This is a genomic window from Parazoarcus sp. PS-13 R2A (assembly GCF_057621855.1).
The window spans coordinates 1-17,614 of the sequence record NZ_JBYEXN010000016.1 but is presented as its reverse complement, the minus strand read 5'-3'; the positions used below and the strand labels follow the sequence as shown (position 1 = coordinate 17,614).

13 protein-coding genes are annotated in these 17,614 nt (G+C 64.2%); 10 read left to right on the top strand and 3 right to left on the bottom strand.

Translation table 11 applies throughout. The annotated features are described in order from the left end of the window. Nucleotides 1-16: 16 nt before the first annotated feature. Entirely contained in the window at nt 17-3,757 is a 3,741-nt protein-coding gene (locus AC22G6_RS14860) for a glycoside hydrolase family 99-like domain-containing protein (protein WP_487367403.1), read from the top strand. Here the strand turns inward: AC22G6_RS14860 and AC22G6_RS14855 are convergent, their stop codons facing one another. Next, nucleotides 3,758-6,076 carry an O-linked N-acetylglucosamine transferase family protein gene (locus tag AC22G6_RS14855; RefSeq protein ID WP_487367402.1) on the bottom strand — a complete coding sequence of 773 codons (2,319 nt, stop codon included), beginning with the start codon at nt 6,074-6,076 and terminating at the stop codon, nt 3,758-3,760. It abuts the gene before it with no gap. Nucleotides 6,077-6,316: 240 nt separating this feature from the next. Between AC22G6_RS14855 and AC22G6_RS14850 the strand changes: the two genes are divergently transcribed. The 9 genes from AC22G6_RS14850 (at nt 6,317) to AC22G6_RS14810 (ending at nt 13,790) form a co-directional block, all read left to right on the top strand. Beyond that, nucleotides 6,317-7,798, top strand: a complete 1,482-nt coding sequence (locus AC22G6_RS14850) for a flagellin (RefSeq protein WP_487367401.1) — start codon at nt 6,317-6,319, stop codon at nt 7,796-7,798. Nucleotides 7,799-7,875: 77 nt separating this feature from the next. Then, on the top strand, nt 7,876-8,283 hold the full coding sequence (locus AC22G6_RS14845) for a flagellar protein FlaG (RefSeq protein WP_487367400.1): 408 nt from the start codon (nt 7,876-7,878) through the stop codon (nt 8,281-8,283). A gap of 27 nt (nt 8,284-8,310) precedes the next feature. Next, the gene (gene fliD / locus AC22G6_RS14840) at nt 8,311-9,741 is read left to right on the top strand and encodes a flagellar filament capping protein FliD (protein WP_487367399.1); all 1,431 of its coding nucleotides are present in this window, start codon (nt 8,311-8,313) and stop codon (nt 9,739-9,741) included. Nucleotides 9,742-9,758: 17 nt separating this feature from the next. Continuing rightward, entirely contained in the window at nt 9,759-10,163 is a 405-nt protein-coding gene (gene fliS, locus AC22G6_RS14835) for a flagellar export chaperone FliS (protein ID WP_487367398.1), read from the top strand. A gap of 12 nt (nt 10,164-10,175) precedes the next feature. Continuing rightward, the gene (locus tag AC22G6_RS14830; RefSeq protein WP_487367397.1) at nt 10,176-10,499 is read left to right on the top strand and encodes a flagellar protein FliT; all 324 of its coding nucleotides are present in this window, start codon (nt 10,176-10,178) and stop codon (nt 10,497-10,499) included. A 36-nt stretch (nt 10,500-10,535) separates the two neighbouring features. Continuing rightward, nucleotides 10,536-11,672 carry a flagellar hook-length control protein FliK gene (gene fliK / locus AC22G6_RS14825; RefSeq protein ID WP_487367396.1) on the top strand — a complete coding sequence of 379 codons (1,137 nt, stop codon included), beginning with the start codon at nt 10,536-10,538 and terminating at the stop codon, nt 11,670-11,672. Further along, nucleotides 11,659-12,000, top strand: a complete 342-nt coding sequence (locus AC22G6_RS14820; protein WP_487367395.1) for an EscU/YscU/HrcU family type III secretion system export apparatus switch protein — start codon at nt 11,659-11,661, stop codon at nt 11,998-12,000. The genes fliK and AC22G6_RS14820 overlap by 14 nt, the downstream gene beginning before the upstream one ends. Before the next feature lie 113 nt (nt 12,001-12,113). After that, the gene (locus tag AC22G6_RS14815; RefSeq protein WP_487367394.1) at nt 12,114-12,893 is read left to right on the top strand and encodes a flagellar brake protein; all 780 of its coding nucleotides are present in this window, start codon (nt 12,114-12,116) and stop codon (nt 12,891-12,893) included. Nucleotides 12,894-13,010: 117 nt separating this feature from the next. Continuing rightward, nucleotides 13,011-13,790: a flagellar brake protein gene (locus AC22G6_RS14810; RefSeq protein ID WP_487367393.1), complete on the top strand. Its 780-nt coding sequence runs from the start codon at nt 13,011-13,013 to the stop codon at nt 13,788-13,790. Nucleotides 13,791-13,826: 36 nt separating this feature from the next. Here the strand turns inward: AC22G6_RS14810 and AC22G6_RS14805 are convergent, their stop codons facing one another. Both AC22G6_RS14805 and AC22G6_RS14800 read right to left on the bottom strand, forming a co-directional pair. After that, complete coding sequence (locus AC22G6_RS14805) at nt 13,827-17,279, bottom strand: pyruvate carboxylase (RefSeq protein WP_487367392.1); 3,453 nt, start codon at nt 17,277-17,279, stop codon at nt 13,827-13,829. Between the two features lie 19 nt (nt 17,280-17,298). Beyond that, on the bottom strand, nt 17,299-17,614 hold a 316-nt coding region (locus AC22G6_RS14800), incomplete at its 5' end, for an NAD(P)(+) transhydrogenase (Re/Si-specific) subunit beta (protein ID WP_487367391.1).

The window sequence follows — 17,614 nt, the reverse complement described above, 5'->3', positions numbered from 1 at the left end:
AGCGAGCACACCGCCCATGCAGCCGAAACTGATCGCCTTCCACCTGCCCCAATTCCACCCGATTCCCGAAAACGATGCCTGGTGGGGCAAGGGCTTCACTGAATGGACCAACGTTGCACGCGCCACGCCCCATTTCCCCGGCCACCACCAGCCGCAGTTGCCGACCGATCTCGGCTTCTACGACCTGCGCCTGCCCGAGGCACGCGCTGCGCAGGCCGAACTTGCACGCGAATACGGCATCCACGGCTTCTGCTACTACCACTACTGGTTCAACGGCAAGCGCCTGCTCGAGCGCCCAGTCGAAGAGATCCTTGAGTCCGGCGAACCGGACTTCCCCTTCTGCCTGTGCTGGGCCAACGAGAACTGGACCCGGCGCTGGGACGGCGCCGAGCAGGAGATCCTGATTGGCCAGAACTACAACGACGACGACGATCGCGAGCACATTCAATACCTGATCGAGGCTTTCCGTGATCCACGCTATATCCGGGTCGACGGCAAGCCACTGATCCTGATCTACCGCGCCCGCCATCTGCCCGACCCGAAGCGTACGACCACCATCTGGCGCAACGAGGCGCGCAAGGCGGGAATTGGCGAGATCTTCATCTGCCGCGTGGAGAACTTCTTCAACGAACGCGATGATCCCCACGTGCTGGGGTTCGACGCGTCGGTAGACTTCCAGCCCGACTGGATGGCAATCAACGACGACAACCCGAGCGTCGTTCTGCCCGACGAGCATTTCGTGGTCGACTACCGCGACATGGTCGAGTCGCAACTGGACCGACCCGATGTCCCGCATCTGCGCTTTCCCGGCGTCACGCCGTCATGGGACAACTCCGCCCGCCGCAAGAAGAACGCCTTCATCATCGCCGACAGCGCGCCGGAAGCCTATGAGCACTGGCTGACCGAGACCTTGCGCAGCGTATCCGACCGCCCCGAGAGCCAGCAACTGGTCTTCATCAACGCGTGGAACGAATGGGCCGAGGGCAACCATCTCGAACCCGACCAGAAGTTCGGGCGTGGCTACCTCGAAGCCACCCGCCGTGCACTCGAGACCGCCGCCGCGCCACGGACACTGAAATCCCCGCCGCTGGTCGATCCGCTTTCCCACGACGGTTTCGTCCCACGGGAAGCGTATACCAGGCGCGAGTCTGCGCAACGCCTCAGCAAGGCGGCCGGCCTGCTGCATGATCAGCGGCTGAGCGGCTGCGCCCCGCCGCACATCCGTATCGTGCTCGACGCCACCAACTGCAGCGACGCTCAACTTCAGGACTCGCTGAACTCGGTTGCAGCCCAGCTCTATGAACACTGGCAGCTTGAGGTGCTATCGCAGCGGGCCGCGCCGAACATTGCCTCCTCGCGCCTTGGCTGGCACACCATCGAGCCGCAGCAGGCAGCGGCGGCCACTCTGCAGCTGGTCGAAAGTTCGGGCGACGACTGGCACCTCGTTTTCGCAGGAGGCGAGCTTCTCGCCGAGGATGCCTTGCTGTTCGCAAGCCAGGCCTTGATCGATGCCCCCGAAGCCAGCCTGTTGCTGACCGACGGCGACACCAGGGATGCTGATGGCAGACCGGTTCGAACCTGGCTCGCCCCCGGGGTCAACCCCGACTGGCTAAGATCCACGCTCACAATTGGAGGCCTCGTCATCGCCAGCACGGGGATCATCCGCAATGCCCTGCAGGACATCGGCGACTCCCCCACCAACGCCTTGCCCCTGGCGGCCGTGCTGCGCGCGTTCGAAGACGCAGATGGGCACCACATGCTTCACCTTCCCCGCATTGCACTGAGCCGACCTGATGCCGTAGCCCCGATTCCGCTTGGTTTTCGCGCCGAGCTGCTGCAGACCCACCTCGGGCGCCAGGGCCATGCAGCCAGCATCGATCACGGCATGCTGGATGACAGTTGCCGTATCCGCTACGAGCACACGCACGAGGCGCCCACGGTCGCGATTGTGATCACCGGCATTGGCGACCGCGGCATGCTGCTACGGTCAGTGGAAGGCATCCTCTCGCACCCGGCCACGCCCCCCCTTTCGATCCTGTTGCCGCTGGCGCCAGACTGTACCGCCGACACGCGTGAGTGCCTGCAACAACTGGCTGCACTCGGCTCACCGGGCATCCGGATCATTGAGGTCGCGGCAGGGTCGCCGACGGCTGTGGCGAATCAGCTCGCAACGGCGACCGAAGCCGACGTGCTGCTTTTCCTGGGCAACGGACTGATTCCGCTCGATGCGGACTGGCTCGATGCCCTGGTCCGCCATGCGCTCAGGCCAGGCATCGGCGCAGCCGGCGGCCGTGTGATCGCGCCCGATGGCTCGTTGCAGCACGGCATGATCCGGCTCGGCCAGATGGGTATTGCCGCGACCCCGTTCCAGGACGTATCGGTCGGCTATACCGGCAGCGGGGGTGAGTTGCAGCTCGAACAGAACTGCACCGCAGTCTCGACGCAGTGCCTGATGATCCGGCGCAAAACCTTCCACGACGCTGGCGGATTCGCAGCCGACCGCTATCCAGCGCGCCACGCCGAAGTCGACCTGTGCCTGCGCCTCGGCGAGCGGGGCCTTCGCACCGTGTGGACGCCCTATTCGACCGTCGTTGCGCCTGCACCACGTCCAGCGCCGTCCTTCGGCCCGCCTGTGCGCGACGATGAGGCTTTGGTCGACGACTGGCTTGAGCGCGTCCCGATCGACCCGTATTTCAACCGTCAGCTCACGCGCCATTTCAACCGGCCACGGCTGCAGACCGACGTAGCGCTCGCGCAGGATGCGCTGCCCTGGCACCCGGTGCCGCGCATCTACGCCCACCCCGCAGACCTGACCGGGTGCGGCGAGATTCGCGTTTCCACGCCGCTGCGCGCGCTAAACCGCGCCAGCCTGATTCAGGGCGGCGGCGGCACCCGCTTCCTTGGCCCATGGGAGCTCGCGACCGTCGCCCCCGACACGGTCGTGACTCAGCGCATCTTCAGTGACCTCGGGCTGAGCTGGCTGGCTGCATACCGCAAATATGGCCGCAGCCTGCTGATCTACGAACTGGACGACCTGATCACCCGTATCCCACGCGAGAACGAACACGGAAAAGGCTTTCCCGCCGATATCGAGGCGCGCATCGAGAAGGCCATCGGCCTGTGCGACCGCCTGGTGGTGTCGACCGCAGCGCTGGCAGACGCTTATGGCCGCTTCGCGAACGAAACCTTAGTCGCCCCCAATCTCCTCGACGATGCAATATGGGGCGGATTACAGCCCACCCGCAAACAGGGCGCCCGACTCCGTGTCGGCTGGGCCGGCAGCACCAGTCACGGAGGCGATCTGGCGCTCATGCACGACGTGGTGCGCAGCCTGTCCGATGAGGTGGACTGGGTCTTCCTGGGTTTCTGCCCCGATGTGCTGCGCCCCTTAGTGCGCGAGTTTCACCCGTCGGTGGCTGTCAAGAACTATCCCGCGGCGCTGGCCGGCCTCGGGCTCGACATCGCCATTGCGCCACTCGCGGCCAATGCCTTCAACGAAGCCAAGAGCAACCTGAAGCTGCTCGAATACGGTGCGCTCGGCTATCCGGTCGTGTGCAGCAATGTTCTGCCTTACCAGGGCAAGCTGCCGGTCGTCAGGGTTGCGAACACCACCCAGCAGTGGGTGGCTGCACTCCGGCGTCTGCTGGCCGACGCAGACGAACGCCAGTCGCTGGGAGACTCACTCCGTACCGAAGTCCGGGCGAACTGGATGATCGACGCCCGGCGCGCCGAGTGGCTATCGGCCTGGACGCGCTGATCAGTCTGCAACCTCAATGCGACCCGCCCCTGGGCCGTCCGTCCGGCGCACCCAGGCCATTTCGAGGCCGCGCCCGAGGTGGCGGGCGAAGGCTGCCGTATCGAACAGTGCGCAGTGTTCGCGCGTTGCCTGCAGGCGCGTCCGCAAGGCGGCAAGCGCCGGTCGATCATGCGCTAGCGCAAGGATCAGTGCCTCATAGGCCGCATCGTCATGCGCGACCAGTTCGGGCAATCCTGCAGCCTTCACAATGCTGGCCGACACCCGTGACACGAAGGTGGTACCGCAGCGCGCGACCTGTGGCACGCCGGCCCAAAGCGCATCGCTCGCAGTCGTGTGGGCATTCACCGGAAATGCGTCGAGCGCGAGATCGGCCGCAGCCAGGCGACCGAGGTGAAGTCCGGATGACATTCGCGGCGCCCAGACCAGACGCCCCGGATCAACGCCAGCCAGACTTGCAGCCACCGTCATTGCCTCACGCGCCTCGGGGCTAGCCTCGAGTAACCACAGGATGGCGTCCGGGACAGCCCCGAGCAGGCGCATCCACTGATCGAAAACCGCGCGCGTGATCTTGTAGGGCTGATGGAAGGCTGCCATGACAAACGCGCCTTCGGGCAAGCCGAGGTCAGCGCGCGAAACCCTCGGCCCAATGGCGCGTTTCAGGTCGTTCGGCTGGTAGCAGCCCGGTACACTCAGAACGCGCTCGCTGTAGTGCGCCTCCGCGCCTGGCGGAATCGTCACCGGATCGGCAATGACGTAGTCAATCCACGGCGCACCCATCGTTCCCGGAAAGCCCAGCCATTGCATCTGCACCGGTGCAGGGCGATAAGCCAGGATGCCGCCCCGGTAGCCCTGGGTCCAGCCCTTGAGATCGATCGCGATGTCGATGCCGTCGTCGCGCATACGGCTCGCTGCAGCCTCGTCGCTAAGCGCGCCCACTGACACCCATCTGCGAATGCTTTGCTGCAAGCGTTGGCGATAGGAGTCCTGGACGTCGGGCCCATGATCGTAGGCAATCAGGGTGAAACGGGCGGGATCGAGGGACTCGATTGCACCCGCGAGCAGGTGAGCTGTCGCGTGATCGCGGAAATCTGCCGACAGGAGCGCAACGCGCAGAGGGCCCGTCGCCAGCGCACGAGGCTGCGTCTGCCCTGCTTGCGGAAAGCGGGCCGAGAAGTGACGCGCGATCTGCAACTGGGTGGCCGGGTCCGAGCCCGGCGTCGCCAGCCAGGCAAACGGCGATGGCGGCTCGCCTGTGCGCAGCGCTTCGCCGCTCTCCAACTGTCCGGCAAAAGCGTTCTCGAGGAGGTCGGCCCCATCCCAGTCGAGCACCTGACGACATGCGTGCGCCGCCTGCAGTATCCATGCGGGGCGCGCTGACCGCTTTACCGCCTCGATCAGCGCCTCGCGCGCCAGCGCATGCTCGCCAAGATCCTGCGCGGTGCAACCAAGGTTGTAATAGGCGTCTGCGCACTCGCAGTCGCACTCGAGTGCCTTGAGCAATGCCATCCGGGCCTCTTCCAGTTGCCCCGCATCACGCAGCGCTACCCCGAGGTTGCTCCACCCCTGTCCCCACTCGGGCGCCAGTGCCACTGCCCGACGACCCGCCGCAATGGATTCACCGATTTCGTGGCGAGCGCGCTGCGCAAGGCCGAGGTTGGACCATGAAACCGCATCGTCCGGCGCCAAGCGGACAGCGTCGCGCAACCAGCCCTCGGCCTCGGCGGGCTCGCCTTCGCCCGTCTGCAGCAAAATGGCACCCAGCAGCGCAGCCGCACCTGCATCGTCCGGAAGCGCACTCAGGTTGTCACGGCAGAAACGCTCTGCCGCCGCGAGATCTCCACGCTCAACGAGGAGCTCGCGACACAATCGCGCAAGTACGCAATCTTGTGGCTGCAAGGCATAGGCAGACAGAAAGCGGTCAAGCGCATCAGCGGGCCGTTGCGCCTGCAGCAACACGCAACCGAGGTTGTAGACCGGCGTCGGCACACCCGGCTGCATTGCGATTGCCCGCTCGTGCGCCTCGATCGCCGCATCCAGCTGATTATCTGCCGCCAGGGCATTACCAAGATTGCTCATGGCCTGCGCGTCCTGTGGCAGCAAGCTCACCGCTTCGCGCAGGGCAGTCACGGCCTCGGCAGCACGCCCCATCTCCAGTAACGCACACCCATGCAGCTTGTGTGCGAGACCTGTGCCGGGGTGGCGCCGACACAAGGCCGCGGCAAGCGCAGCAGCCTGTGCATGCCGCCCGGCAGCAAAATGTGTCGCCGCGGCGCTCAAGGATTCCCTGTCATGTGCCGAAAGCAGTTTGTGCTGCGCCATCAATCAATTCCCCAGGCATCGTCGGTGCCGCGCATCTTAACCGGTGTTACCCGCTGCCTTGCCCGGACACGGTAATCGTTGCCGGGCCAGGCAAACAAGCGGGAGAAATTTCCTAAAGTTCTCCGATCATGGTCCGTTAATGGAATCAAGAGCACAGGAATCAGGATTCAACATCTGGCTCGCATCGGACACCCCGGCCAGCGCCGGACATTTTTGATACTTCTCTAACGGAGAAAAATCATGGCACAAGTTATCAACACCAACGTTCAGTCGCTGAATGCCCAACGCAACCTGAACACCACCGGCAGCTCGCTGGCCACTTCGCTGCAGCGCCTCTCCTCCGGCCTGCGCATCAACAGCGCCAAGGACGACGCGGCCGGACTCGCAATTTCCGAGCGTTTCACCGCCCAGATTCGCGGCCTCGACCAGGCTCAGCGTAATGCCAACGACGGCATCTCGCTTGCACAGACCGCCGAGGGTGCACTGTCCTCGTCCGGCGACATCCTGCAGCGGATTCGCGAACTCGCTGTGCAGTCGTCGAACGCGACCAACTCGGCTTCCGATCGTCAGGCATTGAACGACGAAGTCAACCAGCTCACGCAAGAACTCGACCGCATCGCCAAGACCACCGAATTCAACGGCCAGAAGCTGATGGACGGCTCCTTCACTTCGGCAACGTTCCAGGTTGGCGCCAATGCGGGTCAAAGCATCACCGCAACAACGGCCAACTTCTCCACCAACCAGTATGGTAACTACCGCATCGGCTCCAAGGCGGCGACCACTGCAGGCGGCACGGGCGACCTGACCAACGGCAGCACGGCCAACGCAATTGCCTCCAACGCTGCAGCGACCAGCCGTGTCGCAGGTGGCTCCATCACGATTAGCGGTGCAACCGGCTCCGCCACGGTTTCGATTACTGCGGGCGATTCGGCCAAAAAGGCTGCTGAACTGATCAATGCGCAGACCAGCACCACTGGCGTGAAGGCATCGGCCAAGACCGAAATCGACGTGACCGCCATGGCGGCGAACACGACCTACAAGTTCGACGTTTCTTCCAACAACAGCACTGCAGTGACGCTCTCCTTCACTGTCGGCTCTGCTGTTGATCAGGACGGGCTGTCTTCGGCAGTCAATGCGTTCAACGACGTGTCTTCCAAGACCGGCGTCACCGCGCGCATCAACGACACCAATGACGGCATCACCCTGCTCAACGCCGCAGGTGAGAACATCACCATCGCCAACGCGGCAAGCGGATCGGCCACTGCGACCATCGGTGGCACCTCGACTGCCGCAGGTGCTTCTGCAGTCGCCACCGGCCAACTGGCCCTCGACTCCGAGAAGTCGTTCAGTGTCGCCGCAGCCAACACAACCGACTTCTTTAACGCCACAGCAGCGGCAGGACAGTTGCAGAAAGTCAGTGACCTGGATGTCAGTTCGGTCGATTCGGCGCAGCGCACACTGGCCATGGTCGACTCAGCCCTCGCTGCGGTGAATAGCCAGCGTGCCAAGTTTGGTGCCCTGCAATCACGCTTCGAGACCACCATCTCCAACCTGCAGACCACAAACGAGAACCTGTCGGCCTCGCGTTCGCGGATTCGTGACACCGACTTCGCGTCGGAAACCGCCAACCTGACCCGCGCTCAGATTCTGCAACAGGCCGGCACCGCGATGCTTTCCCAGGCCAACGCCCTGCCGCAGAACGTACTTTCGCTGCTCGGCTAAGCAGAGTAGGCTAAGGAAAACCACACGGCGCGAAGTTCGCAAGAGCCTCGCGCCGCTTTCCCTTGAGGGAGGCAATCATGACTATCCCTGCGTTAAGCAGCTCCATGACGTCCGATGTGCTGTCGCACGCCTCTGCGGCACCGCCTGCCGGGTCGGCTCAGACTTTGGGGTCGACACGAAACAGCGGCACGGCATCCGGCGCTGAACAGATTTCCTCGGCCACGGCCACCACATCGCAGCAGTCTTCAGGTACGCCCGCTTCGTTGCAGGAAGTTGAGCAGGCGATGGAAGAAGTGCGAAATGCAATTGCTCCAATGGCACAGGACTTGCTTTTCTCGATAGACGAGGACACCGGCAAGACCGTCGTCAAGGTGGTGGATTCAAGCACCGACGAAGTCATCCGGCAGATCCCGTCCGAGGAAATCATCACCATCGCCAAGGCGCTGGACAATCTGCAGGGTTTGCTGCTCAAACAGAAAGCCTGAGTGGCGGCGGCATAGAAGGAGAACGTTATGGCGACAATTACTTCAACTGGTCTGGGTTCAGGGCTCGACATCGAGTCGATCGTCACCCAGCTGATGACGGTAGAAAGTCAGCCGCTAAGCCTGCTCGCTGCCAAGGAAGCCAGCTATCAGGCAAAACTCTCCGGATTTGGCCAGATCAAGAGCGTGCTCTCGTCGCTGCAGACGGCAACAACTGCCTTAAACGATGCGGACAAATTTGCCGCAACCAAGGCAACATCGAGCGGCGACGGTGGCTTCACGGTCAGTTCGAGCACCGCCGCCGCAGCGGGAAGCTATAGCGTGGATGTAATGCAGATGGCAAAGATCCAGCGCGTCTCCACACCGGCCACCACCAGCTTCGTGCCCGCCGCGGGCAAGCTGACCATCGACTTCGGTACGGTTTCCGAGGTCAACGGGACCAACACCTTTGTCGACGACGTGCCGGCGCGCACCGCCTCGCTCGACTTCACGGGCAGCACACTTACAGAACTGCGCGATGCGATCAATGCCGACAGTACGCTCGGCATCAAGGCCAGCATCGTCAACAACGGCTCGCAGGATCAGCTGGTGCTCAGTGGCACCACCACGGGCGCCAACATGGCATTCAAACTGACCGGTGACAATGGCCTTGCAGGACTGAGCTTCGATCCTGCCGCAACGGCCGCACCCACGGATACGATGTACTCCGTTCAGGCTGCACAGGATGCCCGCATCAAGGTCGATGGCATCGAGATCACACGCGGCAAGAACACCATTTCCGACGTCATCGAAGGGGTCACACTGACGCTGACCAAGGAGCCGAGCGGTACCGCGACCAGCCTGGTCAATACCGTCTCCGTGTCCGAAGACCAGAGTTCGGCAAAATCCGCGATCGAAGCGTTTGTGAAGGCGTACAACGAGGTCAGCAGCACGATCAAGAGCCTCACAGCCTACGACAGCGAGACCAGTACGGCTTCCACGCTCACGGGCGATTCCACCGCACGCAGCATCGCCAGTCAGTTGCGCAGTTCGCTCGGCGCCTCCTTTAGCGCGTTCGGCGATGCAAAGACCTTGTCACAGGTCGGCATCAGTTTCGACAAGGACGGTACGCTCACCTTCGACAGCAGCACGTTTTCGACGGCGCTCAGCGATCCCGACATGGACGTCTCAGCCCTGTTCACCGGCACCGACGACGTCGACGGTTTCGCCACCACCTTCAATGCGCGCCTGAGTGCCTACATCGACAGTGACGGCCTGATCGCCGCGCGCACGGAAGGGATCAACTCGACAATCACGTCGATCACGAAAAATTACGACACGATGGAAACCCGGCTTGAAGCCACCGAAGCGCGCTACCGTGCGCAATTCACGGCGCTCGACACGCTGATTTCCAGTTTGACCCAGACCAGCACCTACCTGACACAGCAGTTGGCCAACCTGCCCTCCATCAGTTCCAGCTAATACGGACGCCGACTTTCATGTTTGGAACCTCATACGCGAATCGTGCATCGGCTTATGCCAAGATTGGCACACAAACCAGCGTCGAATCGGCCACGCCCCACAAGCTCATCCTGATGCTCTACGACGGCGCGCTGCTGTCGATTGCAACGGCAAGCACGGCGATGCGCAACAAGAACATTCCGGTAAAAGGCGCGGCAGTGTCGAAGGCGATCGACATCATCACCAACGGCCTCAAGGTCAGTCTCGATCTCGAAGCCGGCGGCGAACTTGCCGCTCGTCTGGACGCGCTCTACGAATACATGGCCGAGCGCCTGCTGTACGCCAACCTGCACAACAACGAGGCTGCGCTGGAAGAAGTCTCCGGCCTACTGAGCAGTCTGCGGGAAGCCTGGGAAGGCATCGCCGGCCAGGCTTCGACCTGACGGAGACCGATCATGCTGACACCCGGAACCGGCGCCCACTTGCTGAGCCTCTACGAGGCCATGGCCGCGGCTGCGCAAGCGAACGACTGGGAACAACTCGTCGAGCTCGAACGCGCCGCAGCTGACGTGTGCAAGAGCGCACGGAGCGCGTCGAACGGCACAGCGCTGTCGCCGGACGAGCAGCGCACGCTGGCCGCAAACATCCACAGCATTCTCGAACTCGATCGCGAGATCCGTACTCACGTCGAGCCTGCGCTTGAGAGCACCCGCAAGCTGCTGACGACCACCGTGCGAGACAAGGCCGTGCGCAACGCGTACGGCAATCTCGGGGGGTGAGCGGCTTGACGGTCTGCTGACCGGACGCCCCGCACCATGATTCCTGCCGATCTCGCCGCCCGCCTCCGCCTGCTCAACGAAGCCAGCTTCTTCAACACCGACCCGCCGGTCGCGGGGCTGCAGCGGGCGCGCGAGATCCAGTCGCAACTGCCGGAGCTCGTTCCCGGTCAGCGCTTCTTTGCCACCCTGCAACGCACCCTGCCTGACGGCACCTTTCAGGCACTGGTCGCGGGCAAGCAGGTTACGCTGGCGCTCAACACCTCGGCCAAGGCCGGCGACACACTCGAACTGATCGTTGCCGAAACCACACCCAAGGCGGTGCTCGCCCGACTGGCGAATCCCGACGCCGCTCAGGCCAACAGTTCGGCCCCTTCAACGCTGAGCCAGACCGGCAAGCTGATCAGTTTCCTGCTCACCGGACAGCCGGCCTCAAAGCCCGTCGTACTGGCAAACAACCAGCCGCTGCTGACCACCCCGCCGGCAAACGGTGCCGCGCTGGTGCCGATGCTGCGTCAGGCCGTGGCGCAGAGCGGGCTGTTCTATGAGTCGCATCAGGCGCAATGGCTGTCGGGCAAGACCGACCTCGCAGCCCTGATGCGCGAGCCGCAGGCGCAGGCCGCCGCGACGCCCGGTTCGCAGGCCGCACAGCTTGCCGCACGCCCCGGCCCCGCATCGGGCACTGCAGCGCAAGCCGCCGGCAACGCCGCGGTCGCGGCAGGCACTGCCGGGAGCGAGAATGCACGAGGCGTCGCCTCTGCGCTCGGGACGGAGGCAGCCGTCAGCAAGGCGGGCCCGGTGGCCGAGCGTACCCTGCCGGTCGTCCATCAGCAGCTCGATGCGCTGGCCACCAACCAGTATGCCTGGCACGGCTTTGCGTGGCCGGGGCAGAAGATCGAATGGATCATCGAGGACCCGCGCGGCGAAGCCGAAGGTGGTGAGGCCGAAACCCCTGCCGAATGGAACACCACACTTCGCCTCACCCTGCCCCGCCTCGGCGGCATGGAAGCGCAGCTGCATCTGACACCGGCTGGCGTCGCCTTGCGTCTGCGCGCAGACGACCCCGACGCCATCGCCGCCCTTGAGGCCGGACAGGGCGCGCTGGCCGACGCGCTCGAGGCGGTCGCCGTGCCGCTCACCGGCATGGTCGTGGAGTTGCGTGATGAGCGCGGATGAAACCCCGGGCCGCGGCGAAGCGGTCGCCCTGACCTACTCCAGCGGCGAAGGCGCACCGCGCGTCGTCGCCAAGGGCCGCGGCCTGATCGCGCAGGAGATCATCGAGCGTGCGCGCGAAGCCGGTGTCTATGTGCACGAATCGCCCGAGCTGGTCTCACTGCTGATGCAGGTCGATCTCGACACCCATATTCCGCCCCAGCTCTACGTCGCGGTCGCAGAGCTGCTTGCCTGGCTGTACCGCATCGAACAGGGCAATGATGCAACGCCACCGCCACCACCACCCGCACTGGCCGGCCTGATGGGCACGCCAGCCAAGAAGCCCGAGTAGCGCCTCCCGGGCGCCGATTGCGCCGCACTTGAGCGCGGGCAGCGCATCCCGCACCGAGTCGTGCTATAAGATTTGCGCAATATCCTCCGGAAACCGCATCAGCGTCAGACCGCATGTCCACCGATAACGCACACACCCGGGTCGAGCTCGTCCGCTCAGATGAAGAAGAAAAATATCTGCTGCAGAGCCCCCGCGAAATCCGCCAGCTGCTGACGAGTCTTGTGACCGGTCGTGCGCTGGTGAGCGCGCAACTGACGCCCGGCAACCAGTCCTTCCTGACCGCCGTTCTCGGACTGGCCGACGACGACACAGCCCTGCTGCTGGACGGCAGCACGGACGAATCGATCAACACCCGCATCGAACAGGCGGCACAGATCACCTGCATCACGCAGCTCCACAACATCCGCATCCAGTTTCAGGTGGAGAACCCGGCCCGCATCCAGGTCGATGGCCGGCCTGCATTCCGTGCCCTGCTGCCCGACAGCGTGCTGCGCCTGCAACGCCGCGAGTTCTACCGACTGCAGACGCCGGTCACGCAGTCGGTGATCTGCGAACTTCCGATTGCCGGTGGCACGGGCTGCGGCATGCCGGTCGAAGTCCGGATCATCGACATCAGCAGTGGCGGCATCGCGATTGCGGTGCCGCCGTCGGACTTCGTGTTCGAGCCGCACATGGAGTTTCCCGGCTGCACCCTGCGCCTGCCCGAAGCCGAGCCGATCAGCACCCGGCTGGTAGTCAGGAACCTGTTCCGGCTGGTCAATCGCAACGGAATCGAGATGCAACGCGCAGGATGCGAGTTTCTGGACCTGCCGCGCAACGCCGACAGCATTATCCAGCGCTACATACTAAGGATCGAACGCACCCGCAACGCCCGCGAACGCGGCAATTACTGAACGCCCCTTTCGCGCTGGAAGAAACGCCGCGATCCGGTCGCTGGCGCACCAGCGCAGGGCGAGGCGTGCTATAAGAATCCGTATTCACAAAGGCGTATCACCCACATCAGACAAGGCATGTCCGAAGAGATCGAAAACCAAGCCGTCGCACCGCTGCAAAACGACTTGCTCGAGAAATACCTGCTGCACGGGAAGCGCCAGATTCGCCAACTGCTGCAGGCACTGATCGACGGGCATTCGCTCATCAGCGCGCACCTGTCACCCGGCGGCCAGTCCTTTCTGACGGCGCTGGTGACGCTCTCCGACGACGAGGAGTGGGTCTTTCTCGATGTCAGCCCCGACCGCCTGATCAACGGCAGGGCGTTGCAGGCCGAGCGCATGGTATGCGTCACCCAGCTCGACAAGATCCGGATCCAGTTTTCAGTTGGCCCGCTCACCGAAATGCAGCTGGATGGTCGCCCCGCTCTTGCTGCGCGCATACCCGAGCAAATGGCCCGCGTGCAGCGGCGCGAGTTCTACCGCATGCAGGTTCCGGTGACGCACGAAGTCTCCTGCCGGCTCGGCGTGAAGGCCGACGAAACCGACCCCGAACCACTCGAAGCCCGTGTACTCGACATCAGCCCGGGCGGCACCGCCTTGCAGTTGCCGCTCGATACCGTGCACCTGCCGATCGGCAAGGTGATCGACGATTGCGTGCTCAAACTGGTCGATGGCGAAGCGCTCACGGTCCGGCTCGAGGTCAGGAACAACTCGCAGCAATCAACCCGCAGCGGCGTGCTGACGCAACGCGTCGGCTTCCGCTTCGTCGAGCTGCCACGCATTGCCGACACCCAGATTCAACGCTACATCTTCAAGACCGAACGCGAACGCAGCTCACGCGAACGCCGCGGACTCTGAGCCCGCCCGCCCTGCGCAAGCCGCCCCCGCCAGGGCTCACGAAAAGTCGAGCAACAGATCCTTGGCCGCCACAACCGTGCCCGACGTGGTGTAGACCTGCTTCACCACCCCGTCGCGCTCGGCCTTGATCGACAACTCCATCTTCATCGCTTCCAGCGTCAGCAGCATGTCGCCCTTGCTGACATGCTGGCCGGGGCGCACGGCAATCGTTCCCACCATGCCCGGCATCGGCGCACCGACCTGGTCCGGATTGGCCGGGTCGGCCTGGGGGCGCTCGACCGCATTGAAGCCGGCAACCGGCACCTTGATCAGGCGCGGCTGGCCATTGAGCTCAAAGAACAGCTTCACATGGCCGTCGTCGGTGTCGCTGCGACCGAGCAGGCGGATCACCAGCGTCTTGCCGCGGTCGATCTCGACCGAGATCTCCTCGCCCTCCACCAGACCATAGAAGAAGGCAGGCGTCGGCAGCACGGAAACGTCGCCGAACTGGTTGTCGTGGCGCGCAAAATCGCGGAACACCTTCGGGTACATCAGCGACGAAGCCAGGTCGGTTTCCAACACCGGACGGCCGATCTCGGTCTCGAGCGCCGCTTTTGCCTGCGCCAGATCCACGTCCGGCAGGTGGTCGGCGGCACGCCCGACAACCGGCTCCAGACCGTTCAGCACCTTCTTCTGCAGGGCTTCGGGGAAGCCGTCCGGCGGGTAGCCGAGCTCCCCGCGGAACAACTGCACCACCGACTCGGGAAAGGCGATGTCGCGCTTCGGATCGGTGATGTCCTGAGGGCGCAACTCGTTGGTGACCATGAACAAGGCCATATCCCCCACCACCTTGGAGGACGGGGTCACCTTGACGATGTCGCCGAACAGCAGATTCACCTCGGCATAGGCGTCCGCCACCTGCGGCCAGCGCTCCTCGATGCCCACCGCCCGCGCCTGTTCGCGCAGGTTGGTATATTGCCCGCCCGGCATCTCGTGGCGATAGACCTCGGACGTGCCGGCGCGGATGTCGGGCTCGAAGGGCGAATACTGCCGGCGCACCCCCTCCCAGTAGCGTGACAGCGACTGCAGCGCACGCAGGTCGACTTTCGGATCGCGCGCTGTACCTTTGAGCGCAGCCACGATCGAGCCCAGGCTGGGCTGCGAAGTCAGGCCGCTCATCGAGTCGAGCGCCCCGTCCACCGCATCCACCCCGGCCTCGACCGCAGCAAGCACGCTGGCAGCCGAGATGCCGCTGGTGTCGTGGGTGTGGAAGTGCAGCGGCAGCGCGGTCTCCTCGCGCAGCACCCGCACCAGCTCGGTGACCGCATTCGGCCGGCACACGCCGGCCATGTCCTTGATGCACAGAATATTGGCGCCGGCCTTCTCGAGTGCGCGGGCCATGTCGACGTAGTACTTCAGGTTGTACTTGCTGCGCGACGAATCGAACAGGTCGCCGGTGTAGCAGATCACCGCCTCGCACAAGGCACCGGTGTCGCGCACCGCATCGATCGCGACCCGCATGTTGTCCACCCAGTTGAGCGAATCGAACACGCGGAACAGGTCGATGCCACCGACGCCATCGGGTCCGCGCGCGGCCTGCTGCACGAAGTGGCGCACCACGTTGTCCGCATAGTTGGTGTAGCCAACGGCGTTCGAGCCCCGCAACAGCATCTGGAACAGCACATTCGGTATCGCCTCGCGCAACAGCCCCAGGCGCTGCCACGGGTCTTCCTTCAGAAAGCGCATTGCGACGTCGAAGGTCGCGCCACCCCAGCACTCGAGCGAGAACAGATCGGCGCCCATGCGTGCGTAATGCGGCGCCACGGCGAGCATGTCGGCGGTCCGCATGCGGGTCGCGAACAGCGACTGGTGGGCGTCGCGCATTGTGGTGTCGGTGAGCAGCACGCGCGGTTCGTCGCGCATCCACTTCGAGAAGCGCTCCGCCCCCATCTCCTTGAGGCGGTCACGACTGCCGGGCGGGATCGGCGCGCCGCGATCGCACGCCGGCAGGCGCGGGCGCGGAATCGGCAGCGGTGGCGCGGTGCGGCCCTTCATCTCCGGATTGCCATTGACGATGACCTCGCCAAGGAAATTGAGCTGTCGCGTTGCCCTGTCCTGCCGCAGCGGGAAATCGAACAGCGCGGGCGTTTCGTCGATGAAGCGCGTGGTGCATTCGCCCGAGGTAAACAGCGGGTGGGCGATGACGTTCTCGAGAAAGGCGAGGTTGGTCGATACGCCGCGCACCCGGAACTCGCGCAAGGCGCGATCCATGCGGGCGCTCGCCTCGTCCGGCGTATTGCCCCACACCGTCACTTTCACCAGCAGGGAGTCGTAGAACGGGGTGATGACCGCGCCGGAATAGGCGGTACCGCCGTCGAGCCGCACACCCAGGCCCGCCGCGCTGCGGTAGGCCGTAATGCGGCCGTAGTCGGGGGTGAATCCGTTCTCGGGGTCTTCGGTGGTGACCCGGCACTGCAGCGCATGGCCGTGAAGGCGGATCGCCTCCTGGTCCGGGATCATGCTGTCTTCGTCGCCGATTCGCGCGCCTTCGGTGATACGGATCTGCGCCTTGACGATATCCACGCCGGTGACCTGCTCGGTCACCGTGTGTTCGACCTGGATACGCGGATTGACCTCGATGAAGTAGAAGTCGCCGGTATCCACGTCCATCAGGAACTCGACCGTCCCGGCGTGGGAGTAGCCAACTTCACGTGCGAGCTTGAGCGCCGCTTCACACAGCTCTGCCCGGCGCCACGCATCGAGGTAGGGCGCGGGTGCGCGCTCCACCACCTTCTGGTTGCGGCGCTGTACCGAGCAGTCGCGCTCGAACAGATGCACCAGTTGGCCGTGGGTATCGCCAAGCACCTGCACTTCGACGTGACGCGCACGCCGCACCAGCTTTTCGAGATAGACCTCGTCATTGCCGAAGGCGGCCGCAGCCTCACGACGTGCGGCATCGATCGCATCGCCGAGTTCGGCCTCCGACTCGATGGCGCGCATGCCGCGACCGCCACCACCCCAGCTCGCCTTGAGCATCAGCGGGTAGCCCACCTCTGCCGCCAGGCGACGCGAGGCCTCCAGGTCATACGGCAGCGCACCGGTCGCCGGCACCACCGGCACACCGGCACGTTGCGCCAGTTCGCGCGCAGACACCTTGTTCCCGAGCTGACGCATCACCGCCGGACTCGGGCCGATGAAGGCAATCCCTGCCGCGGCGCAGGCCTCGGCGAAATCCGGGTTCTCGGACAGGAAGCCGTAACCCGGATGGATTGCGTCCACCTTGGCCTCGCGCGCAATGCGGATGATGTCGGGGATGTCGAGATAGGCCTGAATCGGCTTCTTGCCCGCCCCCACCTGATAGGCCTCGTCGGCCTTGAAACGATGGAGGGCGAGGCGGTCTTCATGCGCATAGATGCCGACCGTGCGGATGTTCATCTCGCTCGCGGCACGGAATACCCGAATGGCGATCTCACTGCGGTTCGCGACCAGAATGCTGCGGATCTTCTTCATGTTTGGCTGCTCCATGTTGTCAGGCCTCCAGCGCCTTCACGTGCGTAATCACCTCACCAATGGCCTGCTGCGCACTGCCGTACAGCATGCGGCAGTTGTCCTTGTAGAACAACGCGTTTTCGATGCCGGAGTAGCCCGCGCCCTTGCCGCGTTTGACCACGATCACATTCTGCGCCATGTCCACGTTGAGGATGGGCATGCCGTAGATCGGGCTGGTCTTGTCGGTACGCGCCACCGGGTTCACCACGTCGTTGGCACCAATCACCAGCGCCACATCGGCCTGCGGGAAGTCGGCGTTGATCTCCTCGAGGTCGAAGATCTTGTCGTAGGGCACA

Excerpts from the sequence above, each read along its gene's own strand:
- AC22G6_RS14860 (WP_487367403.1), top strand. The coding sequence starts at position 17 with ATGCAGCCGAAACTGATCGCCTTCCACCTGCCCCAATTCCACCCGATT.
- AC22G6_RS14855 (WP_487367402.1), bottom strand. The coding sequence starts at position 6,076 with ATGGCGCAGCACAAACTGCTTTCGGCACATGACAGGGAATCCTTGAGC.
- AC22G6_RS14850 (WP_487367401.1), top strand. The coding sequence starts at position 6,317 with ATGGCACAAGTTATCAACACCAACGTTCAGTCGCTGAATGCCCAACGC.
- AC22G6_RS14845 (WP_487367400.1), top strand. The coding sequence starts at position 7,876 with ATGACTATCCCTGCGTTAAGCAGCTCCATGACGTCCGATGTGCTGTCG.
- fliD (WP_487367399.1), top strand. The coding sequence starts at position 8,311 with ATGGCGACAATTACTTCAACTGGTCTGGGTTCAGGGCTCGACATCGAG.
- fliS (WP_487367398.1), top strand. The coding sequence starts at position 9,759 with ATGTTTGGAACCTCATACGCGAATCGTGCATCGGCTTATGCCAAGATT.
- AC22G6_RS14830 (WP_487367397.1), top strand. The coding sequence starts at position 10,176 with ATGCTGACACCCGGAACCGGCGCCCACTTGCTGAGCCTCTACGAGGCC.
- fliK (WP_487367396.1), top strand. The coding sequence starts at position 10,536 with ATGATTCCTGCCGATCTCGCCGCCCGCCTCCGCCTGCTCAACGAAGCC.
- AC22G6_RS14820 (WP_487367395.1), top strand. The coding sequence starts at position 11,659 with ATGAGCGCGGATGAAACCCCGGGCCGCGGCGAAGCGGTCGCCCTGACC.
- AC22G6_RS14815 (WP_487367394.1), top strand. The coding sequence starts at position 12,114 with ATGTCCACCGATAACGCACACACCCGGGTCGAGCTCGTCCGCTCAGAT.
- AC22G6_RS14810 (WP_487367393.1), top strand. The coding sequence starts at position 13,011 with ATGTCCGAAGAGATCGAAAACCAAGCCGTCGCACCGCTGCAAAACGAC.
- AC22G6_RS14805 (WP_487367392.1), bottom strand. The coding sequence starts at position 17,279 with ATGAAGAAGATCCGCAGCATTCTGGTCGCGAACCGCAGTGAGATCGCC.